Origin of the sequence: Ligilactobacillus faecis (genome assembly GCF_029889745.1) — a bacterium.
In the GTDB taxonomy this organism is placed as follows: Bacteria; Bacillota; Bacilli; order Lactobacillales; family Lactobacillaceae; genus Ligilactobacillus; species Ligilactobacillus faecis.
The window spans coordinates 581,289-604,487 of sequence record NZ_CP123639.1 but is presented as its reverse complement, the minus strand read 5'-3'; the positions used below and the strand labels follow the sequence as shown (position 1 = coordinate 604,487).

22 protein-coding genes and 1 riboswitch are annotated in these 23,199 nt (G+C 38.1%); of the genes, 15 read left to right on the top strand and 7 right to left on the bottom strand.

Going from position 1 to position 23,199, the window contains the following annotated elements; genetic code table 11:
- Positions 1 to 3 precede the first annotated feature (3 nt).
- The 7 genes from QFX10_RS03060 (at position 4) to QFX10_RS03030 (ending at position 6,962) form a co-directional block, all read left to right on the top strand.
- Positions 4 to 777, top strand: a complete 774-nt coding sequence (locus QFX10_RS03060) for a DUF4422 domain-containing protein (RefSeq protein WP_280607222.1) — start codon at positions 4 to 6, stop codon at positions 775 to 777.
- A gap of 4 nt (positions 778 to 781) precedes the next feature.
- A complete protein-coding gene (locus tag QFX10_RS03055; protein WP_280606754.1) occupies positions 782 to 1,753 on the top strand; it encodes a glycosyltransferase family 2 protein in 972 nt (323 codons plus the stop codon).
- Between the two features lie 72 nt (positions 1,754 to 1,825).
- Positions 1,826 to 3,040, top strand: a complete 1,215-nt coding sequence (locus tag QFX10_RS03050) for an O-antigen ligase family protein (protein WP_280606753.1) — start codon at positions 1,826 to 1,828, stop codon at positions 3,038 to 3,040.
- 31 nt (positions 3,041 to 3,071) lie between these two features.
- Positions 3,072 to 3,842, top strand: coding sequence for a YveK family protein (locus tag QFX10_RS03045; protein WP_280606752.1), 771 nt, complete (start codon positions 3,072 to 3,074; stop codon positions 3,840 to 3,842).
- Between the two features lie 16 nt (positions 3,843 to 3,858).
- Complete coding sequence (locus QFX10_RS03040; RefSeq protein ID WP_280606751.1) at positions 3,859 to 4,590, top strand: CpsD/CapB family tyrosine-protein kinase; 732 nt, start codon at positions 3,859 to 3,861, stop codon at positions 4,588 to 4,590.
- A gap of 5 nt (positions 4,591 to 4,595) precedes the next feature.
- Positions 4,596 to 5,372, top strand: a complete 777-nt coding sequence (locus QFX10_RS03035) for a tyrosine-protein phosphatase (protein ID WP_280606750.1) — start codon at positions 4,596 to 4,598, stop codon at positions 5,370 to 5,372.
- Positions 5,373 to 5,975: 603 nt separating this feature from the next.
- Complete coding sequence (locus tag QFX10_RS03030; RefSeq protein WP_280606749.1) at positions 5,976 to 6,962, top strand: beta-1,6-N-acetylglucosaminyltransferase; 987 nt, start codon at positions 5,976 to 5,978, stop codon at positions 6,960 to 6,962.
- A gap of 729 nt (positions 6,963 to 7,691) precedes the next feature.
- Here QFX10_RS03030 and QFX10_RS03025 read toward each other — a convergent pair.
- The 3 genes from QFX10_RS03025 to QFX10_RS03015 are packed head-to-tail and all read right to left on the bottom strand — an operon-like array spanning position 7,692 to position 9,977.
- Entirely contained in the window at positions 7,692 to 8,504 is an 813-nt protein-coding gene (locus QFX10_RS03025) for a transporter substrate-binding domain-containing protein (RefSeq protein ID WP_280606748.1), read from the bottom strand.
- Positions 8,505 to 8,521: 17 nt separating this feature from the next.
- Positions 8,522 to 9,265, bottom strand: a complete 744-nt coding sequence (locus tag QFX10_RS03020) for an amino acid ABC transporter ATP-binding protein (RefSeq protein ID WP_280606747.1) — start codon at positions 9,263 to 9,265, stop codon at positions 8,522 to 8,524.
- 13 nt (positions 9,266 to 9,278) lie between these two features.
- The gene (locus QFX10_RS03015) at positions 9,279 to 9,977 is read right to left on the bottom strand and encodes an amino acid ABC transporter permease (RefSeq protein ID WP_280606746.1); all 699 of its coding nucleotides are present in this window, start codon (positions 9,975 to 9,977) and stop codon (positions 9,279 to 9,281) included.
- A gap of 201 nt (positions 9,978 to 10,178) precedes the next feature.
- Between QFX10_RS03015 and QFX10_RS03010 the strand changes: the two genes are divergently transcribed.
- The 4 genes from QFX10_RS03010 to nhaC all read left to right on the top strand — a co-directional run bounded on the left by QFX10_RS03010 (position 10,179) and on the right by nhaC (position 14,346).
- Positions 10,179 to 11,276 (top strand): low temperature requirement protein A, encoded by a 1,098-nt coding sequence (locus tag QFX10_RS03010; protein ID WP_280606745.1) that lies wholly within the window; start codon positions 10,179 to 10,181, stop codon positions 11,274 to 11,276.
- A gap of 55 nt (positions 11,277 to 11,331) precedes the next feature.
- Positions 11,332 to 11,745 carry a helix-turn-helix domain-containing protein gene (locus tag QFX10_RS03005; RefSeq protein ID WP_280606744.1) on the top strand — a complete coding sequence of 138 codons (414 nt, stop codon included), beginning with the start codon at positions 11,332 to 11,334 and terminating at the stop codon, positions 11,743 to 11,745.
- Complete coding sequence (locus tag QFX10_RS03000; RefSeq protein ID WP_280606743.1) at positions 11,738 to 12,574, top strand: YitT family protein; 837 nt, start codon at positions 11,738 to 11,740, stop codon at positions 12,572 to 12,574. The genes QFX10_RS03005 and QFX10_RS03000 overlap by 8 nt, the downstream gene beginning before the upstream one ends.
- 395 nt (positions 12,575 to 12,969) lie before the next feature.
- The gene (nhaC, locus tag QFX10_RS02995) at positions 12,970 to 14,346 is read left to right on the top strand and encodes a Na+/H+ antiporter NhaC (RefSeq protein WP_280606742.1); all 1,377 of its coding nucleotides are present in this window, start codon (positions 12,970 to 12,972) and stop codon (positions 14,344 to 14,346) included.
- A 35-nt stretch (positions 14,347 to 14,381) separates the two neighbouring features.
- Here the strand turns inward: nhaC and QFX10_RS02990 are convergent, their stop codons facing one another.
- Positions 14,382 to 16,049 carry an IS1182 family transposase gene (locus tag QFX10_RS02990; protein ID WP_280605715.1) on the bottom strand — a complete coding sequence of 556 codons (1,668 nt, stop codon included), beginning with the start codon at positions 16,047 to 16,049 and terminating at the stop codon, positions 14,382 to 14,384.
- A gap of 235 nt (positions 16,050 to 16,284) precedes the next feature.
- On the opposite strand from QFX10_RS02990, the gene QFX10_RS02985 reads away from it, so the two are divergent.
- From QFX10_RS02985 to QFX10_RS02975, 3 genes are all read left to right on the top strand, one after another.
- The gene (locus QFX10_RS02985; RefSeq protein ID WP_280606741.1) at positions 16,285 to 17,013 is read left to right on the top strand and encodes a TerC family protein; all 729 of its coding nucleotides are present in this window, start codon (positions 16,285 to 16,287) and stop codon (positions 17,011 to 17,013) included.
- Positions 17,014 to 17,024: 11 nt separating this feature from the next.
- Positions 17,025 to 17,543, top strand: coding sequence for a GNAT family protein (locus QFX10_RS02980; protein WP_280606740.1), 519 nt, complete (start codon positions 17,025 to 17,027; stop codon positions 17,541 to 17,543).
- Between the two features lie 81 nt (positions 17,544 to 17,624).
- The gene (locus tag QFX10_RS02975) at positions 17,625 to 18,473 is read left to right on the top strand and encodes a DegV family protein (protein ID WP_280606739.1); all 849 of its coding nucleotides are present in this window, start codon (positions 17,625 to 17,627) and stop codon (positions 18,471 to 18,473) included.
- Between the two features lie 52 nt (positions 18,474 to 18,525).
- Here the strand turns inward: QFX10_RS02975 and QFX10_RS02970 are convergent, their stop codons facing one another.
- From QFX10_RS02970 to QFX10_RS02960, 3 genes are read right to left on the bottom strand one after another with little or no spacing between them, the layout of a single operon-like run.
- Complete coding sequence (locus tag QFX10_RS02970; RefSeq protein ID WP_280606738.1) at positions 18,526 to 19,284, bottom strand: 3-oxoacyl-ACP reductase; 759 nt, start codon at positions 19,282 to 19,284, stop codon at positions 18,526 to 18,528.
- Positions 19,284 to 19,511, bottom strand: coding sequence for a DUF2829 domain-containing protein (locus QFX10_RS02965; RefSeq protein ID WP_280606737.1), 228 nt, complete (start codon positions 19,509 to 19,511; stop codon positions 19,284 to 19,286). The genes QFX10_RS02970 and QFX10_RS02965 overlap by 1 nt, the downstream gene beginning before the upstream one ends.
- A 12-nt stretch (positions 19,512 to 19,523) precedes the next feature.
- On the bottom strand, positions 19,524 to 20,012 hold the full coding sequence (locus tag QFX10_RS02960; protein ID WP_280606736.1) for a QueT transporter family protein: 489 nt from the start codon (positions 20,010 to 20,012) through the stop codon (positions 19,524 to 19,526).
- Positions 20,013 to 20,019: 7 nt separating this feature from the next.
- A riboswitch (PreQ1 riboswitch) is annotated at positions 20,020 to 20,067 on the bottom strand.
- Positions 20,068 to 20,201: 134 nt separating this feature from the next.
- On the opposite strand from QFX10_RS02960, the gene QFX10_RS02955 reads away from it, so the two are divergent.
- Complete coding sequence (locus QFX10_RS02955) at positions 20,202 to 23,156, top strand: GH25 family lysozyme (RefSeq protein ID WP_280606735.1); 2,955 nt, start codon at positions 20,202 to 20,204, stop codon at positions 23,154 to 23,156.
- The last annotated feature ends 43 nt before the right edge of the window (positions 23,157 to 23,199 follow it).

Below are 23,199 nucleotides of genomic sequence, written 5' to 3'. Positions count from 1 at the left end.
ACAATGTATGTAATGACACATAAGGAAAATAGCTATAAATTACCTGAAGGCTATAGTAACTTATTAGTAGGAGCTACTAGTAATCGGGTCAATTTAAAAGGTGTCGATAATTATTTGTATGATGATACTGAAGAAAATATTTCACAAAAAAATAAGAATTACTGTGAGCTTACAGGAATGTATTGGATCTGGAAAAATTCAGACAAGAAAAATGTAGGTGTCTCTCACTATAGACGATATTTTTCAGATAAGAGCAAATTAACAGAATATGCAGAAGCTTTGTTCAAAGGTTGGGTAAATCCGGTAAAGATCGCTCGGCTAGATAAATATTTAGAAGAAAATGACTGGATCGTTCCAGAAAAGATCGCCTTAGAAGATGGTGAAAAAGATCTTTATGAAAATTATGTCAACTTCCATTATGAAAAAGATCTGGTAACTACTAGGGATGTCATTTCTGAAATTTATCCAGAATATACAGCAACATTTGATAGAGTTTTAGCAGGGAACGAATTTAGTCAATTCAATATGTGTTACACTTCTAAAGAAGAGTTCGATAAGTATTGTCAATGGCTTTTTGATATTTTAGAAGAAGTTGAAATTAGAGTTGATATCAAAGACTATGATGATTATCAAGCAAGAATATATGGTTTTTTATCAGAACGTCTCTTCAATGTATGGTTACAACATGATCCACAAAAGAAGATCAAGTATTTGCCAGTATTTGATACGCGAACTAGAGAACGCTCCTATGTAGCTAAAAAAATCTTGGGGGGATGAAATAATGGCTGATAGTCTAGTCTCTATCGTAATACCAGCCTATAATGTTGCAAATTATATCGCACGCTGTGTTGAAAGCTTAGAACAACAAACGTATAGTAATTATGAGGTAATTTTTGTAAATGATGGTTCGACTGATAACACCCAAAAATTGTTAGAAGAGATCGTAGCCAAAGACAAGCGTTATCGATTGATCAACCAAAAAAATAAAGGTCTTTCAGGTGCAAGAAATACAGGGATAGATGAGGCAACAGGGAAATATATCTATTTTTTAGACCCAGATGATTGGATCGCCCCTGAGCTAATTGAAATGTGTGTTGATTATTTAGAAGAAAAGCAGGTAGATATGGTATTTTTTGATTTCTATCTAGCTCAAAGTTCAACTGAATATAAAAAACAAGAATGGTTCTCCGATCGACCTGATGGTTTATATACACCAGACGAAGCTTTAACCGCTCTTTTTGATTGCCGGTTTGGTAACTACGCTTGGTCGAGTTTAGCAAAATTAGATCTATTCAAGAATAATGGGATCTATTTTCCTGAGGGAAGAACTTATGAGGATCTAGGGACGACCTATCGCTTATTAGGAAACAGCCAAAAGATAGGATACCTAGATAAGCATTTGTACTATTATTATCAAAATAATATGAATTCGATCACTAAAACTTGGAAATATCAAGATTATTTGGATACTAAGTTAAATTTAGAAGAAATCGCGACCTACATAGCTGAAAATTATCCAGCAGTGAGTCATAGATTGATCAATTTAGAATTAAACATGCTTTTTTTGTTTTTGGATCAAAGTTATGGAAGTAAATATACAGCGAGTTTGATCAATGAGATCGATCAGCGTTTTTATGAAACAAATGGTAAAATAAATAAAAAGAATAAGGTCAAGTATCTATTATTGAAAACTAGATTATATTTTTTGATCAAAAAGTTGAGAGGACAAGTGAAAAGTGGGAGTGTGAACTAGTTGGGAACCTATGAAAAAAAATCGAGATGGCAACAACTGATCTCCATCTTAGAATTTTTGATAGCGGGAAGTTTGATCGTATGTAGTTCAAGTATCTATAGTCTAGTTTATCCTGCCAAATATATCTATGCAGTAGTGTTAGTTCTACTTTGCCTTGCGATCACTGTTGAATTGATGACTAATAGGGTCAGCGTAAATGAATTGAGTTTACTATTGCTGCGAGTGATGGTCTATGTAATTTTATTAGGGATATATTATCTCTATGCGGCTAGCGTATACAGTGAGTTCGATCGTGTCACCTATATGTTAGTGATCATGCTCTTTGCCTTGTTCGTGATCTATTTGGGGATCAAAAATTCTCAAGAACATACGATAATCAATGGGGTGATCGACAAAGTTTATTTATTAGTAGTTGTTTTAGCGATAGTTAGCATTGTATGTTGGCTATTGATCTCAGTTTTAAGGATTATTCCAACAACTGGTGAAACAGAATATTTTTGGGGGGGATATCGCAGTACTGAAAATTTTTTAAAGATCTATTTTGAGAGTCAGACATATAATTTTATGGGGATCAATATCTTTCGAAATTCTGGTATTTATCCTGAAGCACCAATGTACGCATTTGTGTTGATCATTGCGCTTACTTACGGATATTTTGTCCGAAAAGATCATTCTAGGAAGACAGTTTATTTATTGGTAGCAATGTTTACCACGCTTTCGACTACGGCTGTTGTTGTAGCACTTTTTGTGATCTTGTGGTACTTCTTAAAGAAAATTAGAGGCAATAAGTACGAACTTATTTTAAGAACGTTCATCCCAATATTACTCCTTGTAGTAGTATATATTTTCATAGTGATCTTAAACTTTAAATCATCTAACGATACTTTATCAACATCATTGAGAGCAGATGATTTTAGAGCTGGATATTATGCTTGGTTGCTGCATCCATTTATGGGGTCAGGATTAGATAATTTAGCTTCGATCCAACAATTTATGGCGGCAGAACGTTTCTATATGTATATGGGAATGAACCAAGCTTGGTATAGCTTAGGTTGGTCAGCGATGTTGGCATATGGTGGGATATATTTGACAGCTCTATATGCTTATCCGATGATAAAAGTTTTAGTAATGGGGATCAAATATAAAAATGAAATCTGGATCTTTTCTTTAGTAGTCATTGCTATATTATTTATTTTGATCGTTTATGGTTCATTGTTATTGGTATTTATTTTAGCTTGGTTTTTAGTTATTTCAAATAAAGCTACATTTTGTCAAAAGCTAACATAATTTATTTTTAGTAAAGAAGAGGAAATTTTAGATGGATAATAAAGAGAATTTTATAAGTTTTACACAGTATTTAAATATATTTAAGAAGCATATGGCGATGATCATTACGTGGATGTGCATTGGGATCGTAGTTGCAGTAGTAGTGACATTTGGTTTTATGACACCTAAATATAAGTCGACTGTTGATCTCTTAGTTAATCAACGGACAAATGACGTAGCCGCTCAATATAATGTACAGCAAGCTGACCTACAGGCGATCAGAACATATAAAGATGTTTTGACAAAAGGTGTTATCTTGAATGATGTTTTGAAAGAAGCAAAACAAAAAGATAATTATACTGGTAGTATCGATCAATTAAAGAGTGATATCTCGATCTCTAATGAAAATAACTCACAAGTTATTAGTGTAACAGTTGTTAATAAAAATCCATATGTTGCTACAGATATTGCCAATATGATCGGGGATGTCTTTACCCGTAAGATCAAAAAGATCATGAAAGTTGATAATGTTACGATTGTAAATAAAGCTACAGTTGACACAGATCCAGTTTCACCTAGGAAAAAATTGAATCTTGCTTTAGGAGCTCTTGTTGGCTTAATGGTCGGCTTAATGATCGCATTTATTGCTGAAATGAGAGATACAACGATCAATGGTGAAGAGTTCCTTGTTGAAGAGCTGGGCTTGACGATTTTGGGGAAAGTAAATCACTTAAACTTGAGTGACAGAGATTATAATGTGGCTAGAGTTGTTGTCAAGGATGAAAAAGATCCAGGTAATTGGCAAGATAATAGACGAGTGTAGCGAGAGGTATTGAAAAATGAAGCTATTTAAAAAGAAAAAAAGAGAACTTGATACTAATAGTATGGAAAAAGGGGTTTATCTAGTTACTGTAGCTAAACCTTCATCTGTGAACATGGAACAATTCAATACGATTCGTACAAATATTGAATTTTCAAGTGTTGATAAAACATTTAGATCGATCGTAATGACTTCAGCTACGGCTTCTGAAGGTAAGTCGACAGTTGCAGCTAATATGGCAGTTTCTTTTGCAAGACAAGGTAAAAGAGTCTTGCTTGTAGACGCAGATCTAAGACGTCCAACGATCAATGCAACATTTGCGATAAGTAACCCAACTGGACTAACGAATTTCTTAACCGAACACAAAACAAGTGTCAATGATATTTTTTATAAAACCTCGGTTGAAGGATTGTACGTCTTACCAAGCGGTCCAGTTCCTCCTAACCCTTCTGAATTAATTGGTTCAAAAAGAATGGAGAAATTGATCTATAGTTTACAAGAAGCCTTTGATCTTGTTATTTACGATGCTCCACCTGTTCTTTCTGTAACGGATGCACAGATTTTAGCAACTAAAGTCGATGGAACGATCCTGACAGTTCGTGAAAATGTTGCTGAAAAAGAACATGTTCGAAGAGCAGTTAACTTGATCGAACATGTTCACGGTGAACTTATCGGGACGATCTTAAATGATGTTAATAGTGATGAAGCAGGTTATTATGGTTACTACGGCAAAACAGCAAGTGAGAAGTGAGATCAATGAATTTTGAAAAAATTGTAGATCTACATTGTCATATTTTACCCGGGATCGATGATGGTTCGCCTGATTTAGAGCATTCGTTACAGTTAGCCAATGCTGCAATAAAAGATGGAGTGACGCATATTTTAGCGACACCCCACCATTTGGATCGAAATTATATTAATCATAAGGAAGATGTACTTAAAGCAGTTGATTCTTTCCAGCAAGAGTTAGATGAGCGGAATATTGAATTAAAAGTTTTTCCTGGTCAAGAAGTACATATCAATGGTGAATTGATACAGAAATATGCTGATCTTTTAGGGGCAGATGTACGTAAAAAGTACATGCTATTGGAGCTACCACATGGTAATGTTCCAGCGTATACAAAGCGGTTGATCTTTGAACTACAAAAAATCGGAACGATCCCAATGATCGTTCACCCAGAACGTAACAAAGAGATCTTAAAAAATCCGGATCTTTTATATGAATTTATTGAGCAAGGAGCTTTAGCCCAAGTAACGGCAACAAGTTATATCGGAGGATTTGGCGAAGAAGTAGCCGAATTTTCGAGAAAACTAGTAGCAAACCGTTTAGTTCAAGTTGTAGCTTCTGATGCACATGTTCTTAGTGGACGTAATTTTGTTTTACGTGAAGCTCTAGAGAAAATCGGTGCTGATTTTGGTGAAGAAGTAGCATATTCATTTGAAAAAAATGCTGAGAATATCTTAAATTCTGAACCAGTTTTTGCAAAGGACTATCAAAAGCTAAAGAAGAAAAAGAAATTTTTCTTCTTTTGAGCAAATAAAGCACATTGGATAAAAAAAGAGAGAATATTCAATATAGGTAGTTAAAAAGGATATGTTTAGTACCTTTAGATCGTGATCGGATTTGAAAAAAGTTCTCACGCCCTAGTTTGGGAACTCTTCGGCTAAGACTGATTCTAGCATTTGGTATATAGAGTTACGGTTCACTTAGTTAGGGTGTAAACCAGACGCGTAAATTTTTTTGCGCGGTTATAATGACAGCTTGTTTGTGCTTATTATGTTATGGGAAATGCTCGTTAGTTTTCTTTTGACAGAACTCTCTATTCAGGAATATGTCTTCTTACTGAGATCGTGGTTTCGATACTATTGGCTATCCAAGATAATACTGGCTATAACATCCTCGCATAGCAGAATCCTATTGCCGTATTCGATCAACAAGTGACGCAACAAACATCGTGTTGGCATGTAACAGTGGTCTAGGCACTATGCTTTTTAAGAAGTCAGGCAACAAAGGGGAATATAACTACTTATAAGGATCCTTTCCTAATGAATTTTATCTTAGGTGGACCACAATATCGAAGGTAAATCTGGATATATTGAGAAATATTTTATTTGATCTTTTGCGGGGTATCGAAGATGTCCCCTAAAAATTTATATTACGAGAGGGTATTGAAAATGAAGAGGCACGCATATTTGATAATGGCGCATAATAATTTTGAACAACTTAAATTTTTACTTGGCTTATTAGACGACGAGCGTAACGATATTTTTTTAATGATCGATAAAAAAGCTACAATATCACCGTCTGAACTTAAAGCGTTAGAAAGTGCTTGTAGTGTCTCTAAAGTGCGGTTAGTTGAAAGAATAGATGTTCGCTGGGGCGATTATAGCCTTATAAAAGCAGAAATGATTTTACTAGAAGAAGCGGGAAAACGGCATTATGAATATTATCATCTTCTGTCAGGAAGTGATCTTCCTTTAGTATCACAAGATAAGATCCATGCATTTTTTGATCAACATCCTAATAAGATTTTCATTTCAAATGTTAGTTCAGAAATCAAAGAGAAAAATCAAATTGATGAGCGCGTAAAATATAAACATTATTTCAATCGAATGCAAAGCAAAAATTTACGTGTAAAATCATTAGGGAAATTTTATCAAAAAGCAGATAGATTGGGCGTCAAGATCCAAAAAATGTTAAAGAAAAATTGGTTAGCCCAAAATGGTCTAACTGAAGTGGGGTATGCATCGCAATGGTTCACGATCGATGATGAAGCAGCCCAAATGCTTATTAAAAATGAAAAATATATTGAGCACGTTTTTAAGCGCTCAGTGCTTTGTGATGAAGTTTTTATACCAACGATGATATCCAGAGAAAAAATGGAAGATAAGCTTTATTTACAGGCTGAACTTCATGATCGGCCAGATGAGTTACAAGGAAATTTAAGATATATCAATTGGTGGGAAGAAGGCCTATCTGGTAGTTCCCCATATGTGTGGCAAGATGGCGATGAACATAGATTAGAGGATGCGACTGAATTAGGTCATTTTTTTGCGCGAAAATTTGATCTTGAAAAATCACCAGAATTGAAGAAGTTTATTCGTGTACAGTGTGCAAAATAGGTACTTTACAGAAAATAAGTATATAAAGTATTTGGTAAAGCAGTATTCACTAGAAAGATATGATATGGATACGAAAATAAAATTCATAGTATTTCGTCTATATTAGGCAGAGCTTATTCAATGATCTAGTGAGAACGATTCGAGGGCTATTTAAAGCATGTCCAGTTAACTGGAAGATATGAAAACGACTTAGTATTCGGGAGGATTTTGCGAATAAAGCGCTAGTACTGAACTTTTAGGTCAATGCTGCCGATTTTACTTCAGAGATTATTATTAGTTTATGGTGGATCCATTGTAAACGAGAGGACATAATGTCCTTTTTTTTGCGCAAAAAAGTTGGATATAGAACTTTTCATCCATATTGTCGTATTTCTCGACAATAGCTTGTTTTTTCTGGTAACGATTAACATAAATTTCCAGTCTCCATTAAAAATATTTTAAGTGTATTTTTTTGTATTGCGTTTTCATTATTAGTATAGTATCATTTAAATATAAATAAATTGACTTAACAGGCTAATTAGTTATAGTTAGTTGATACAGTATATTTCCTCTACTCCCCGAGTTTGTCGTTGGTTCCGATAACTGGGGATTTTTTATTTGGTTAAGAGCTTTACAGAGATGGCTCTAATTGAGCGAAATTAGCTCCCTTTTAGTGAAGGGCTTTCTGAGATTTTTTCTCACACAAAAAGAGTGGTACTTAGGATCCGTACCACTCTTTTTTATGTGCGCTTATTTTGTGATGTCGCCTCCGACGTATTTCTTAGAAAGTTTTTCTAATTGTCCGTCTTTTCTAAGTTTATCGAGAGCTTTGTTGACGCTCTTTTGGAGCGCAGTATTTTTCTTAGCCATCAGAGCACCGATCTTAGCTGGATCTTCTTCACTGGAAACATCAGTTGCTTTTAGACCTTTAGTTGAGTGATCTTTTTTATAAGCGTACCAAGCTGACATCGAATTGATCGCACCTTTAGCGCGGTCTTGTTTGATCAAATCAAGTGAAGTCGTAAAGTCAGAAGATGGAACGACGTCAGCGTTATATTTTTTAGCAACAAGCGCATTATCAGTCCCAGTTCCAGCCGCGATCTTTTGCCCTTTGATCTGACTTAATTTTGTTAGATCAGCATTTTTCTTTGTGATCAAAGCAAAATGGGAGTAGATGTATGGTTTTGAGAAGAGGTATTTTTCCTGGCGTTCTTTTGTGATCGTCACGTTATTTAAGACGATATCAAATTTTCCAGTATCGACCCCAGCGATCAAACCGTCCCATTTTGTTGGAACAAATTTAGCCTTGAGTCCCATCTCTTTAGCGATCTTTTTGCCAAGTTCAACTTCAAAACCAGTTAATTTCCCATCTTTACGGTAAGAGTAAGGTGCAAAAGTTCCCTCAAGTCCGATCGTTAAAGTTCCTTTATCTTTTAATTCTTTGGTCGTTTGAGTAGGGAGCTTTTCAGCTGCTTTAGCTGTTGTTGGTTTAAGGGCGGCTAAACTAAAGCTTAAGCCTAAAAGTCCAGTTGTGACTAAAAGTGTTTTAAGTGTTTTTTTCATCTTTAATTTTTCCTTTCTTATAAAGCATCAAGTGTCATTGCATTGATGAAGTCCTTGATCCGCTGGTTGTCTGAATTGAAAAAATCGTCTTTTTTTCCTTCAAAAAAGATCTTTCCCGCTTCGATAAAGAGGATCTTATCGGCTACGTGCCGAGCAAACTCTAAGTTGTGCGTCACGATGATGAGCGACTGCTTTTCTTTTGCAAGTTCAAGTAAGACTTTTAAAACTTCAAGCTCAAGCTCAGGATCTAAAGCACTTGTCGGTTCGTCTAGTAAAATATAGCGCGGGCGCATCGCTAATGAACGGGCGATCGCCACACGTTGAGCTTGCCCCCCAGAAAGCTGACTTGGGTAAGCTAAAGCTTTATCTTTTAAGCCAACTTTTTCTAATAATGCTAACGCACGCTTTTCGGCTGTTTTTTTATCTTCTTTTAAAACGTGGACTGGACCTTCCATAATATTTTTTAAAACAGTTAAATGTGGAAAAAGGTTATAGTCTTGAAAGACCATTTCCGTTTTTTGACGGACAGCAAGTGTTTCTTTTTTCGTGATCTTTTTAGCAAAATCAAGTTGGATGCCATCACAATCATACAACCCACTTTCAGGTCGTTCTAATAAGTTCAAAGAACGTAAAAGAGTTGATTTACCTGAACCAGAAGGGCCAACTAAAACGGTCGTTTCGTGATCTTTAAAAGTTGTTGTGATATCTTTGAGAGCTTTTTGCTTCCCAAAAGTTTTAGTTACATTTTCAAGTCTTAACATTTTGACTGCCCCCTTAGATCTGTGGTTTGACGTAACGTGTCGTTATTTTTTCGAGCCAACCTTGAATAAAAGACAAGATCGTACACAAGATCGCATATAAGGCAGCCACCGTACAGTACATTACTAAAGGTTGATAATTTTCCGCGGCGATCTGCTGACTGACTTCAAACATTTCAACGATCGTGATCGTTGAAGCAAGTGAAGTATCTTTGATCAACCCGATAAAGCTATTTGAGAGTGGCGGAAGTGAGACTCGCGCCGCTTGGGGGATAATGATCCGAAAGAGCGTTTGATAACGGGTCATTCCAATAGCTTGGGCTGCTTCCCATTGGCCTTTAGGGATCGATTCGATCGCAGCTCGGATCGTTTCAGAAGCATACGCTCCAGTGTTCAATGTAAAAACGATGATCCCAGCGGTAAATGGTTCTAACTTGATCCCGTCAGGAGCGATCCCCTTTAACTTGAGATATGGTAAACCAAAATAAACGATAAATAACTGGACGATCAGAGGCGTACTCCGAAAGAGCCAGACGTAAAATCTGAAAATTGCTTTGATAATCAAAAATGGACCTTTAGTCTGTGAAATACGGATCAAAGCCGTGATCAATGCGAGGATCAACCCTAAAGCAAACGAAATAACTGCAAGGGGGATCGTATACTTGATCCCAGCATTGATCAGTTGCGGCAATGAAGACCAAACTATCTGCCACATTTGAGCCACCACCTTTATTAATGTACTTTTTGTAAGTTAAGACTAGTTTATTGTACGTTGTTATCACTAAATAAGCAATAGAAAAGCAAGAATCAATTAAAATAAATAGCTAATTTTTTTAAATTTAGTTGAAATTGACAAGAAAAACGCTTCCTAGTATGATAAAACAAAAGTTTTAGCAAATGATCTAGGGGGAAATTTATGAATAAAATTATTGCCAAAAAAGTCTCGATGCTCGAACTTTTTTATGATCTTGTTTTTGTCTATGCTGTCGCAAAAATGACGGCGATGATCCATCATCCACATCATGGTGGGCTTTCTTTGACGACCTACTTACAGTTTGTATTGGTAGTGATCGTGATCATCCAAGTTTGGTTATATCAAACTGTCTATATCAATCGTTTTGGAATGCAAAGAGCGTTTGATCGTGGGGGCCTTTTAGTGACGATGTTTGCGATGATCTCAGTTGCAAATAACATCAATACTGATTGGACGGTAACTTTTCAAAGTTTCAATCAAGCGATGCTTGTGATCATAGTAGCTTTGTTTATCCAATATTTTTTGGGGGTTTCCCAGACCGAACGTAAAAAATTAGATGTGCGTGCTTTTTTAGGGATCTTGAGTCTTGAAGCACTTTTGATCGCAAGCGGTGTTTTCCTAGGTTATACTCACGGACTTTATTTTGTTGAAGCCGGTTATTTAGTCGGCTTTCTTGCGCCCCTTGTGATCTATCGTTCTTTTGCTGCGGAAAATGTCAATTTTCCACATTTAGTTGAGCGTTTGAGTTTATTGATCATCATCACTTTTGGAGAAGCAGTTGTCAATATCACGAGCTATTTTAAAGGAACGCTCTTTGCGCCTGCTTCGATCCTAGTTTTTCTTCTTTTGCTCACATTATTTGGAACTTATACGTTACAGATCGAAGAGTTAAGTGATCATCACCAACAGACCCGTGGTTTTACGCTGATGTATAGCCATGCTTTATTGATCTTGAGCCTTTTGACGTTGACAGTCAGTGTCTTATTTATCACTGAAACAACTTTTTCGCGTGATTTTCTTTTTCGAATAACGATCTTGAGCCTTTTAGGTTTTTATCTAGGAACATTTAGCAATAGTGTCTACAATAAAGCAAAGTATCGGTTACAGTTAAAAGATCTCCTCTGGTTTTTAGTGATCTTTTGTTTGGGTTGTTTAGGCCTCTTTTGGCAAAAAAACGATCCACTAGGCTTTCTAAGTCTTTTGACGTTGTTGTGTGGCGCGGAATATGGTTACACGCTTTTTCGGCAACAAAAAGGCTAACAAGCATCGCGATCAATGTTAAAATTAAAGTAATCAAATCAAAGTAGGTGATCGGATGTTTCCAGAAAGAATGAGAGCTTTACGCACAGGAGCTCGGCTTTCTTTACCTGAACTAGCAAAAGAATTGAATGCGATGGCAGTGCCGTATGCTAAACGCAAAAAGACGGCTTCACAGATCGGCAAATGGGAGCGAGGTACGACGACGCCCTCATATTTAGAAGTGCGCCAACTTGCAGAATATTTTGGAGTCTCGCTCGATTATTTGAGCGGACGTTCCTATGATGGGTTTGACTTGAGCGAACTTTTCTCATCTAGTGCACAGCTGACTTTTCAAACGGAAAATCTCAATGCGACAGCGCGAGCCGAGATCTACGCTTTGATCAAAGGTTATTTGAGTGGGCGCGCGCAAGCTAAATACCCTGAAGAATTCAACCTAGAACTTGAATTGGATGAACAAACACATGCTTAAAAAGTTTATTTCTTCTTTGAGTTTGAACGTCTGCGGGGCATTTTGTTATGCTGTAGCGATCAACTGCTTTTTATTGCCGAGCCATTTAGGCGAAGGCGGTGTAACAGGCTTGATGACGATCTTTTACTACTGGTTGAAGCTTCCACCGAGTTTGACGAATCTGTGTTTGAATGGCTTATTGTTATTTGTCGGTTGGAAACTTTTAGACAAACGGACTGTTTTCTATACCCTTGTAGCGGTGGGGAGTATCTCAGTTTGTTTGCGTCTTACTGCTTTGTGGCACTTCAAACTACATGATCCACTTGTGGCAGCGATCAGTGGCGGCGTTTTGATGGGGCTTGCGATGGCGATCATCATCAAAGGGCACGGCACGATCGCTGGCAGTACGATCTTAGCTAAGATCGTCAATAAATTTTTGGGGATCAAAACTGGGAGTGCTTTATTATTTTTTGATCTTTTAGTCGCTGTCCCTTCCTTCGTGGTGATCGGTTTTGAAAATATGCTTTTGACGGTGATCGAGCTTTATATCTCAGCGTATGTTTTGAATAAAATGCTCGAAGTATTTGTCGTCAAACGCTCATTTATGATCATCTCTGATAAAAGTGCGCAGATCGCTTGCGCTTTGGCGAAGCTCAACCAAACTGGGATCACGTTGTTGGAAGCAACAGGCTATGTCAGTCAAAAGCCGAAAAAAGTTATTTACTGTATTTGTGAAGCTAAAGATACAGTCAAATTGATGCGTAAGATCGAAGAACTTGATCCGCAGGCGTTCGTTGTTTTAGAAGATGTGCGCAGTGCTTATGGGTTTGAATTAGCTAAATTATTGTGATTTAATATTAGTTTAATATTATTTTAAAAAACAGTTGACAAGGTCTCATAAAATCAGTATTATGATAAGCAACAGAAGTCGTACCAAGTAGTCAATCATCTGGGAGTCAGAAAGCCGGCGGTCGATGCGAGCTGGTCAGGGTGATCTGGACCAAATATATACGACGAGATTCTGAACGGAAAGACCGGACCGTTATCTGACCGGCGAAAGTGAAGTGAGCTTTTCAGATGCTTGCTTAAGCTGGGTGGTACCACGGTTTATTTAGTCGTCCCTTTTATTTAGGGACGGCTTTTTTTATTTTCAAGGGGGCTAAAAGATGAAAAAATGTGGGGGCTTACTGCGTTATCGCAAGCTAAAAAACAGCTGGCCAAAAAATATAGACGGAGGGAACTGAAATGAAAAAAGTTAGTTTTAATGAAGCAATTATTTTATTGTTATTGATGTTAGTTTTTCTAGGAACAGGGGTGATCGGCTTTGGGCTCTCGCCTCAAGTTCCGGTGTTATTTGTGATCGCCTTGTTGATCGGTTGGGCACGTTTAAAAAAAGCAAGTTTTGAGGAGATCCATCAAGGGATTACCGAGGGGATCACAACGGCGATCATTCCGATCTTTATCTTTTTATTGATCGGGACTTTGATCGCTGTTTGGATCAAGGCAGGGATCATTCCAGCGTTGATGGTCTTTGGGTTCAATAGCTTGAGCGTCAAGTTCTTTGTACCATCGGCGTTTATCGTTTGTGGACTTGTAGGTCTTTCGATCGGTAGTGGTTTTACAACGATCTCAACTGTCGGGATCGCGATCTTAGGGATGGGGCTTACGATGGGCTTAGACCCAGCCTTAGTTGCAGGAGCGATCTTATCAGGAGCGATCTTTGGTGATAAGATGTCCCCTTTGTCTGATTCGACTAACTTAGCTTCAGCTGTTGCGGGTTCTGAGTTATTTGCCCACATCAAAAACATGATGTGGACCACGGTCCCAGCCTTTGTCCTTTCGTTTCTAGGTTTTCTAGCTTTAGGTCATGCAAGTAAAACACCAGATATGACAAAAGTTGAAACAACGATCAAAGTTTTAGAACAGACTTTTACGATCAATTGGTGGGCTAGCTTGCCGATCATTTTGATGTTTGTCTGTGCTTGGTGCAAGATCCCAGCGATCCCAACTTTATTTATCAACATCTTTGTTTCAACGGCAATGATCTTTATCAACGATCCACATTACACGATCAAAAAGTTTGCAACTTTAGTGGAACAAGGTTTTGTTGCTCAAACTAATAATCAAGATGTCAATGCTTTATTGACTCGTGGCGGGATCGGTAACATGATGGGAACCGTTTCGTTGATCATCATGACCTTAGCACTTGGTGGACTTTTGATGAAGTTTGGGATCGTTGCGGCTGCGATGGATCCTTTGGCTAAGAAATTGAACACGCCAGGAAAATTAGTTACTGTAACGATCTTCTCTGGGATCGCGATCAATCTCTTTGTTGGTGAACAATATCTTTCTGTCATTTTACCAGGGCGGGCGTTCAAGACGAGTTTTGAACGTTTGAAACTTGATCCGTTGAGTTTGAGCCGCGTTCTAGAAGACGGGGGAAGCGTGATCAACTACTTGATCCCGTGGGGCGTAGCTGGATCTTTTGCAGCTTCGACTTTAGGCATCCCAGTTTTGGCCTTTTTACCATTTACTTTCTTTAGCCTTTTGTGTCCACTCTTTTCGATCTTAAGCGGGATCACCGGGATCGGACTCAAGTACGATCGGCAAACAACGGTTTAGTCAAGAAGGGGCTGGGAAAAAACTACTAGCCTGAACTAAAAATACCTGATCAAATCTCGTTTTTGAGAAATTTGATCAGGTATTTTTCTTTTATGCTTGTTTTCGGATCGTTTTTTCAAAAATCCTCCCCCTATTTCTTTGAATAGGTGCCATAATTTTGATATATTGATCGTCAAAAGTATCAGTCCGATCTCATTTCGAACTGCTTTCTCTCCTCTAACATGTACTCGGCGTACGCCAAAATTACCCTTCATATCTCCGAAAATGGTTTCAACATCTGTACGTCTTCTCGCGTAGATCTTTGAACCCTTTTCACTTGAAAGGTCTTCTGTGGCACTATTTTTAAAAAATTCCCAGTTATAATTTATGGCTTTAGTTCGCTGATAGCCTTTAGGCGTCTTAGCTAAGTTTTCAAGTTCTTTAGTAGCCTGGAAAATATCAGCTACATAAACTTTAAAGTTTCTTTTGAATCCATATTTGTCCACACTTGAACTGTATCTTTGAAACTTAAATACTACACCGTCAGGATCTATATAATAATCATCTTCTGCATGATATGTCCAATTTTTGATATTGCGTGGATCTTTTTTGTATTTACGACTCTGTTCTTTTTGATACATTGGATAGGGCATCAATGGGATCTTTTCAAACATATCAGTAACAGCCTGATAGTTAGCTTCATTCCCATATCCAGCGTCCGCCACTATATATTTGAATAGTTCTAAGTTAGTAAAAGATTTTAAAAATGGCACTAATGTCCGTGTGTCCGTTGGGTTAGGAAATATATCATAATGTAGGACAAAGCGACCGCTAGTCGCGATCTGTAAATTGTAAGCAGGCTTTAGTTGCCCATTTTTCATATGATCTTCCTTTAAACGCATAAAAGTAGCGTCATTATCTGTTTTTGAGAAGCTATTTCGTCCCTGAAAGATCTTCCTATTACGTTCGTATCTTTCTTTTCTTGGCAGAAGATCAGTTTGGAGTTTGCGTTTGATGCTTTTTAGTCTTCGACGAGCTCGCTTATTTTTTGAACCACCTTTTATGACTTTAGGTTCAGTAGCGATATCTTCTTCAATCGCATCTAATTTAAGATCGGTCCCCTTAATAAGCTCCTTTATCGCATCACTGGACCCCAGCATATCTTTTGAAATAGCGATATCAACTTGGTGTTGGATCAGCTCGTCATAGGTCTTAGCTACTCTTTCATCAAGCGACTTTTCAAACTTATCAGAAGCATTTTTCCAGGTAAAACTATAGCGATTAGCATCAGCTTCTAATTTAGTACCATCAATAAATAAAGCTTCATCGGCATCTAACATACCATTTTTAGATAGAAGCAAAGTAAACAGCACAAAGGTTTTTTCGATGATCTTTTTAGCATGATCACTTGACCGAAAGTTATTGATAGTCTTATAACTAACAGAAGTATTTCCACTTAACCACATCATTGGAAGATAGTATTGATTCAATTTAGCGATCTTTCTACCAGAAAAGACGGATTCAAGATAAGCAAATAAAGTCATTTTTAAAAGCATAGCTGGATGAAAAGCTGGACGACCGGTATGTGAAGTGTCCTCTAAAAGAATATCTTGGGGGATCGAATCAACAAAGCGACTGATCAAAACAGCAATATGATCATCAGGTAATTTCATTGAATAAGTGATATCTAATTCCAGCTCAGATGTGTTATAATTTTTATACATGGTAGGTCTCTCCTTTATTGGTTTTGGTCAACTTAATATTAGCAAGAGATCGATCATATGAAAAGGCTCACGTTGAAAAAAATTCGACGTGAGCCTCTTTCTTTATTAGAACTGAGTTTTTTCCCAGCCCCTTTTTTAGATATTTTAAAAAAAGAGCTTTAGATATCCCAAAATCTGGGGTGGTATGGTAGGATAGACGGGGGATAAAATCTAGCATAGAAAGTGAAGAAAAATAGTGGATATTTTAGTTAAATTATATAGTCCTTTTTTTGATCTAGAAAACTGGAAAACTGTGATCGAATCTGGGGAAGATTGGATGATCATCTTTTCTTTAGTCTTGATCGAATGTCTCTTGTCAGTCGATAATGCGATCGTTTTAGCAGCTCAAACGCAAAAGCTCCCAGATAAGAAACAACAAGAAAAATCTTTATTTTATGGTCTTTGGGGTGCCTATCTTTTCCGCTTTCTTTTGATCGGAGTTGGTTCATATTTGATCAACTTTTGGGAGATCAAAGTTTTAGGTGCAGGCTATTTGATGTATTTATCGTTGAATCATTTTTATCAAATGAAATACCCCGAACGAGTCAAACGCAAAAATGCAAGAAAGCGCAAGCCATTATTACCCCTTTTTTGGTCAGTCGTGATCTCGATCGAATTGATGGATATCGTCTTTTCAGTCGATTCGATCTTAGCTTCATTAGCGATCTCACCTAATCCAGTGATCGTTTTGATCGGGGGCTTGATCGGGATCTTATGTATGCGGGGGATCGCTGAGATCATCATGCGTCTGATCGATCTTGTCCCAGAGCTTGAGGTGATGGCTTATTTCTTGATCGGCCTGATCGCGATCAAACTCTTTTTAACGATCCCGATGATCGATATCGAGATCCCAGCCGCTGCATTTGGGATCGTTGTCTTAGGCTCAGTGATCGTGACTTTGATCGTTCACAAGTTTAGAAATTAAAGGAATAAAAGATGTTACTCAAACGTTTAGAGTTATTGACACCATATCAAGTCAAGTTACTTACGCAGGCTGAGTTAGAAGAGATCTATGCTCTGCAAAAAGAGCATCCAGCTTATCACGCTCAGTTTTTAGCGCATGAATTAACAAAAGCAGATGTTTTAGCCGATCTGACGACTTTACCTGCGGGTGTTTTTCCCGAACAAAAATTTTATTTAGGTTTTTATGAAGCAGACGAATTGGTCTTGATCGTCGACCTTGTTTTGGACTATCCTAAAACACAAAGTGCTTTTTTAGGTCTCGTGATCGGCGCTAAAAAGCATTTAGGTCAAGGTAAAGCTACCAAAGTCATGCAAGTTTTAAGAAGTTGTTTAAAGCGTGAAGGTTATACAACGATGCTTGCTTCAAGCTTGAGCACAGATGAAAATGCCAAGCACTTTTTGAGATGCCAAGGTTTTTTACCTAAGCAAGAGACGACGACTGTTTTAGCTGAAAAAACACTTCCTTTGACGTTATGGACATTAGCGCTGTAACAGGGTCAAAGAGATATGTTAGAATGAGTTAGTTAGGCTTTTTTAGTCTGCGAAAATAGTTTAAAGATAGGTATGTGACAAATGAGAACAGCAATTTTGACTGATAGTTCGACTGGGTTGACCCCAGCCGAGGCTAAAAAACTCGGAGTCAAACTTTTAGCGTTACCACTTTTGATCGGACAAAAAACATATTTTGAAGGCCAAGATCTAGCAGATGAAGAGCTTTTTAGCTTAGCTGAGCAAACAAAAGAAAGTATCAATATTGCGCCAGTCTCTTTAGAGTTGATCGCAGAGGCGATGCAAGAGTTGGCCCAAGCTGGTTATGAGACAGTGATCTGCATCCATCTTTCAAATGGGATCACTGGGTTAGACGACAACTTGCGCTCTTATGCAGCCTTAAAAGAACGGGCTTTGGAAGTGAAGATCTTTGATTCACATACAACTGGAGCAGCACAAGCGCAAATGGTCCGCTATGCGGCAAAATTAGCACTGTTAGAAAAAAGTCCAGCTCAGATCATCTTAGCTTTAGAAGAGCTAAGAGCTAAAACACAAACGATCGTGATCGATAACATCAAAAATTTAAAAAAGACAGGTTACGTATCCAACGGAACGCCTGCTTTTTCAAATGCACTTTTGCATTTGAAAACATTACTTGAATTTACTGACGATGGGAAGCTTGCCGTGTTAGACACAGGGATGCGCATGAAAAAAGTTTACCAAAAAGTTTTAGAACAGATCGCTCAAGCTGATCCGACTGAGCTTCAGTTGATGTTGATGTATGATGTCGGTTCAAGTGAATTAGCCGATAAATGGCTCGAGCGTTTCAAACAAGACTTACCGACTGCAACGTTTACTGTAGCGCGACTTAAGCCTTCGATCCGAGTCCATACGGGTGAAAAAAGTTTGTTGATCAGTTGGATCTATGCTTAAAAAGAAGCTACGCAATTAGTTTTTATAACTAGTTGCGTAGCTTCTTTAGTTTTTATTTTTCAAGCCAACCACCATCAAGCGGTAAAGTAACACCGTGAATGTAGTCTGCTGCTTGACTGGCTAAAAATAAAGTTGCCTGAGCGACTTCTTCTGGCTGGGCCCAACGTTTGGCAGGAGTTTCTTGGGCGACTTCTTTAGCCATCAAAGCTTCCCCTAAAAAATCGGCCTGATTCATCGGCGTTTTGATCGCACCTGGGGCAAGGCAGTTAGCCCGGATCACTGGTGCATAATCTAGATCAAGTTGTTTTGTATAACCAATGATCGCATGTTTACTAGCGGTATAAGCTGCCCCCCCACCACCAGCAACGAGACCTGCGATCGAAGCCATATTGATGATCGTACCTCTTTTTTGCGCCAGCATCGTGGGTAAGAATTCATTTGTTAGTAAAAAGATACTCTTTAGATTTGTGTTGAAAATATCATCCCAGAGTTCTTCACTTGTTTCAAGAGTCGGACGGTAAGCATCCAAGATCCCAGCCGTATTGAGCAAGATGTCGATCTGACCAGCTTGTTGCAAAACTTTTTTGGCAAAAGCCTGAAGTTCATCTCTTTTACGGACATCGCATTTGAAAAAATGAAAAGTATCAGGGTAGCTTTGTTGCAAAGCTTTAAGCTCTTTTGTCTCTTGGAGATCAGCTCCAAAGAAAGTTGCTCCATTTTGTAAAAAAGCTTCTGCTTGTGCTAACCCGATCCCAGAAGCGACACCAGTTCCGCCAACGACTTTTGTTGAAAATTCCTGGTATTGGCTCATCAGTCGACAAGCTCCCAATCATCGGCTAAAACATCACACGAAGTTGGCATAAATTGAGAAAGTGCTGGTTCTTCTTGTGTGCGGATCATCAAATATGGATTGATCTTTTCACCAGCTAGAGTGTCATCGGAGACGACAAAAATATATTCTTCACTTGCGCCCCAACCTTTGGTCCGAACAGCTTTTTTTCCAGCTTTTAAAGCAGGTAAGATCTCTTCAAAAGTCATTTTTTCACCTCATTATTTTGTCAGGTCAACAGTCTTATTCAGAAGATAAACGACAACTGCTCCAAGAGCCATCGAGATAAATTCGCCGGCCCCAACTGAGAGGTATGTTGCCCAAAATGGTAGACCGCTGACAAAGTATAATTCTAAAGCAACGCTCCAAGACATCAACGTACAGATCAAAACACAACAGATCAATTTTTTCGGAACTGAGGTCATTTTACGCGTTACAAAGTAACTTAAAGATGTCATGACTAAAGTTCCCAAAGAACCAAAGATCACATCAACGATCCCTAAAGGCGAAAATAGATTAGCGATCGCACAGCCAAGAGTTACTGCCCAAATATAGCGCTTATTGAAAACAGAAAAATTATTAAATAGTTCAGAAAAGCGCAGTTGGACAGCTCCAAAACTCAAAGGGTTGATCAAAGTAAAAGCGACGTATAAAGCGGCGACGACGCCGACTTTAGCTAATTCGAGCGTCTTAGTTGCAGTATTTGACATAAAAAAATCTCTCCTAGTTTTTTATTACGGTGGGATGGTCACGAACCACCAAGACTATAGTATAGAAAGAAAACCTTGAAAATGCAATTCTAGAATTATCTCTACATAAAATATTAAGAAAATGTTATAATAGCCACGTAAATACGCTTGAATATTAAATTTTGTTTAAGAGAAAGGATCTAGCTAAGTATGGATTATAGACGTAAAAAGAAGGCTCTTTTTGAATATAAAAAATTACATAAAAAAGAGTTACTCGTTGCTTCAAGTTTGACTGTGATGGCATTTTCGGCTGGAATGTATACTGAACAAAGCGTTAAAGCCGATCAAGTTGCGAAACAAACCCAAGTTCAACAACAAGTAACGGCTGAACCAAATAGCCAACAAGTTGCAAGCGATCTTTTAACAACGCAAAGCGGTCAACAAAAGGCAACAGCAGATAACGTTACAACTACAGCAGAACAAACAGAAGCAGAAACGACTGCGACACCTCAAACAGAAGCGACTGCTACTGTCTCAAATGAAAATAAAGAACAAACGACTGTGGTAGATGCACAGCAAAATTTAGACGCGCAAAAAAACGCGGGCACACAAGCACCAGCAGATACTAAGGCTGAGACAACAGCTTCACAAGATAGCGCAGCAGATAATAAAACAGCTGAAGTAACAACTGTTGCGACTGCTGAAGCTACGCAAACAGCAGAGACTTCAAAAGCGACTACACGTGCGACTGACACACCTGCACATTTTCCGATCGGGGATCCACAATATGTAAAAGGTGACGCAGTTGATGTCGCTTCTTATCAATCATGGATGACACAAGATGATTTTAATAAATTAAAAGAGCTTGGCGTAAGTTCTGTCATCGTCAAGACGACTGAAGGGACAAGTTATGTCAATCCAGCAGCCCAAAAGCAGATCCATGAGGCGCGTGAAGCTGGGCTCAACATTTCTGTTTACCACTATGCGACCTTTGATAATGCCTCAAGTGGTTATGCCGAAGGACAACATATGGCAACGACTTTACAAAAATTAGATCTAGCTAAAGATACACTTATTTTTGCTGATATGGAAGATGAAAGCACATATAGTGTCAATATTGCTGATAATCTAAATCATTTTTGGAGTGCTTTAGCCGAAGCTGGTTATAAGAACCACGGGGTATATACATCTGGTAGCTACCTCTATCGTGATGCTGCGATCAACACCGTTGGCAAAGATAAAACGTGGTTAGCTCAATACCCATATGAACCTGTGCGTGATGGTTATTACGAAAAGAAATGGCGTGCCGAAGGTTATGGTGCTTGGCAATTTTCTTCGACAGCATATATTCCAGGGCGTGAAGCGATGGGGACGCTCGATCTTTCGACTGATTTCAACGGTCTATTGTTAGGTTCTAAGACAGCTAACACTGCTTCTCAAGTCAATAAAGACGGACATTGGTATTTAGTTGATGACGAGACAGGCGAGTATTTGACAGGTCTCCAAAAAGTAGATGACATGACGCATTACTATGCTCCAAATGGTCAGATGCAATATGGTCAACAAGAGATCGATGGTCATTGGTACAATTTTGACACCACAACGGGTGCGATGAAGACTGGCTTTGTGAAGATCCCAGAACAAAACAAGACTGTTTATTATGCAACAAATGGTCAGATGCAATACGGTCAACAAAAGATCGCAGGCTACTGGTACAATTTTGACGCTACAACGGGTGCGGTGAAGACTGGCTTTGTGAAGATCCCAGAACAAAATAAGACCGTCTACTACAATGATAAAGGGCAAATGGTCTACGGTTGGCAATGGATCGGTAATACAACACATTATTTTGATACATTTGACGGGAAAATGGCTGTAGGTCAACAAAAGATCAATGGTCACTGGTATTTATTCAACGACAACGGTGAGATGCAACGTGGTCTTCAATATATCCCAGAACAAAATAAAACAGTCTACTATAACCAAGAAGGTTGGATGCAATACGGTCAACAAAAGATCAATGGTAATTGGTATAACTTTGATACGTTTGATGGTGCGATGAAGACCGGTTTTGTGCGAATCCCAGAGCAAAATAAAACAGTCTACTATAACCAAGATGGCTGGATGCAATACGGTCAACAAAAGATCAATGGTCATTGGTACAACTTTGATACGTTTGACGGTGCGATGAAGACCGGTTTTGTGAAAATTCCAGAGCAAAATAAGACAGTCTACTATAATGGCAATGGACAAATGCAATATGGCCAACAAAAGATCAATGGTCATTGGTACAACTTTGATACATTTGACGGTGCGATGAAGACCGGTTTTGTGAAAATTCCAGAGCAAAATAAGACAGTCTACTATAATGGCAATGGACAAATGCAATACGGTCAACAAAAGCTCAATGGTGACTGGTACTTATTTGATACGTTCGATGGTGCGATGCAAACAGGAGTCCAATATATCAAAGACCAAGATAAGTTAGTTTACTACAACGAAAAAGGTCAAATGCAGCATGGGACAGTTACGATCGCAGGGCAAACTTACCAAACAAATGAAATCACTGGCGCCTTTGTTGGTAAAGGTCAACAAAAGATCGCCAACAATTGGTACTTATTTGATAACAACGGTAAAGTTTTAACTGGTTCCCAAAATATCAAAGAACAAAACAAGACAGTCTACTACAGTCCTACAACAGCTAAGATGCAATATGGTCAACAAAAGATCAATAACAGTTGGTATAACTTTGATACGTTTGACGGTAAGATGAAGACTGGCTTTGTGAAGATCCCAGAGCAAAATAAAACAGTCTACTATGCACCAAACGGTCAAATGCAATACGGTCAACAAAAGATCAACGGCCATTGGTACAACTTTGATACATTTGATGGTGCGATGAAGACAGGTTTTGTGAAAATTCCAGAACAAAATAAAACAGTTTACTATAGTGGCAATGGCCAAATGCAATACGGTCAACAAAAGATCAACGGCCATTGGTACAACTTTGATACATTTGATGGTGCGATGAAGACAGGTTTTGTGAAAATTCCAGAACAAAATAAAACAGTTTACTACGATGTAAATGGTCAAATGCTTTATGGCGAACAGACCATTGCTGGGAAAAAGTATTACTTTGATCCAGTCACCGGTGCAATGAAATAATTTAGAAGAAAAGAGGTCAGAAAGCTACTTTAATAAAAAAGTA

What these genes read in the sequence shown, in the direction of transcription:
- QFX10_RS03060 (WP_280607222.1), top strand. Translation starts at nt 4, where the DNA reads ATGTATGTAATGACACATAAGGAAAATAGCTATAAATTACCTGAAGGC.
- QFX10_RS03055 (WP_280606754.1), top strand. Translation starts at nt 782, where the DNA reads ATGGCTGATAGTCTAGTCTCTATCGTAATACCAGCCTATAATGTTGCA.
- QFX10_RS03045 (WP_280606752.1), top strand. Translation starts at nt 3,072, where the DNA reads ATGGATAATAAAGAGAATTTTATAAGTTTTACACAGTATTTAAATATA.
- QFX10_RS03040 (WP_280606751.1), top strand. Translation starts at nt 3,859, where the DNA reads ATGAAGCTATTTAAAAAGAAAAAAAGAGAACTTGATACTAATAGTATG.
- QFX10_RS03035 (WP_280606750.1), top strand. Translation starts at nt 4,596, where the DNA reads ATGAATTTTGAAAAAATTGTAGATCTACATTGTCATATTTTACCCGGG.
- QFX10_RS03030 (WP_280606749.1), top strand. Translation starts at nt 5,976, where the DNA reads ATGTCCCCTAAAAATTTATATTACGAGAGGGTATTGAAAATGAAGAGG.
- QFX10_RS03025 (WP_280606748.1), bottom strand. Translation starts at nt 8,504, where the DNA reads ATGAAAAAAACACTTAAAACACTTTTAGTCACAACTGGACTTTTAGGC.
- QFX10_RS03020 (WP_280606747.1), bottom strand. Translation starts at nt 9,265, where the DNA reads ATGTTAAGACTTGAAAATGTAACTAAAACTTTTGGGAAGCAAAAAGCT.
- QFX10_RS03015 (WP_280606746.1), bottom strand. Translation starts at nt 9,977, where the DNA reads ATGTGGCAGATAGTTTGGTCTTCATTGCCGCAACTGATCAATGCTGGG.
- QFX10_RS03010 (WP_280606745.1), top strand. Translation starts at nt 10,179, where the DNA reads ATGAATAAAATTATTGCCAAAAAAGTCTCGATGCTCGAACTTTTTTAT.
- QFX10_RS03005 (WP_280606744.1), top strand. Translation starts at nt 11,332, where the DNA reads ATGTTTCCAGAAAGAATGAGAGCTTTACGCACAGGAGCTCGGCTTTCT.
- QFX10_RS03000 (WP_280606743.1), top strand. Translation starts at nt 11,738, where the DNA reads ATGCTTAAAAAGTTTATTTCTTCTTTGAGTTTGAACGTCTGCGGGGCA.
- nhaC (WP_280606742.1), top strand. Translation starts at nt 12,970, where the DNA reads ATGAAAAAAGTTAGTTTTAATGAAGCAATTATTTTATTGTTATTGATG.
- QFX10_RS02990 (WP_280605715.1), bottom strand. Translation starts at nt 16,049, where the DNA reads ATGTATAAAAATTATAACACATCTGAGCTGGAATTAGATATCACTTAT.
- QFX10_RS02980 (WP_280606740.1), top strand. Translation starts at nt 17,025, where the DNA reads ATGTTACTCAAACGTTTAGAGTTATTGACACCATATCAAGTCAAGTTA.
- QFX10_RS02975 (WP_280606739.1), top strand. Translation starts at nt 17,625, where the DNA reads ATGAGAACAGCAATTTTGACTGATAGTTCGACTGGGTTGACCCCAGCC.
- QFX10_RS02970 (WP_280606738.1), bottom strand. Translation starts at nt 19,284, where the DNA reads ATGAGCCAATACCAGGAATTTTCAACAAAAGTCGTTGGCGGAACTGGT.
- QFX10_RS02965 (WP_280606737.1), bottom strand. Translation starts at nt 19,511, where the DNA reads ATGACTTTTGAAGAGATCTTACCTGCTTTAAAAGCTGGAAAAAAAGCT.
- QFX10_RS02960 (WP_280606736.1), bottom strand. Translation starts at nt 20,012, where the DNA reads ATGTCAAATACTGCAACTAAGACGCTCGAATTAGCTAAAGTCGGCGTC.
- QFX10_RS02955 (WP_280606735.1), top strand. Translation starts at nt 20,202, where the DNA reads ATGGATTATAGACGTAAAAAGAAGGCTCTTTTTGAATATAAAAAATTA.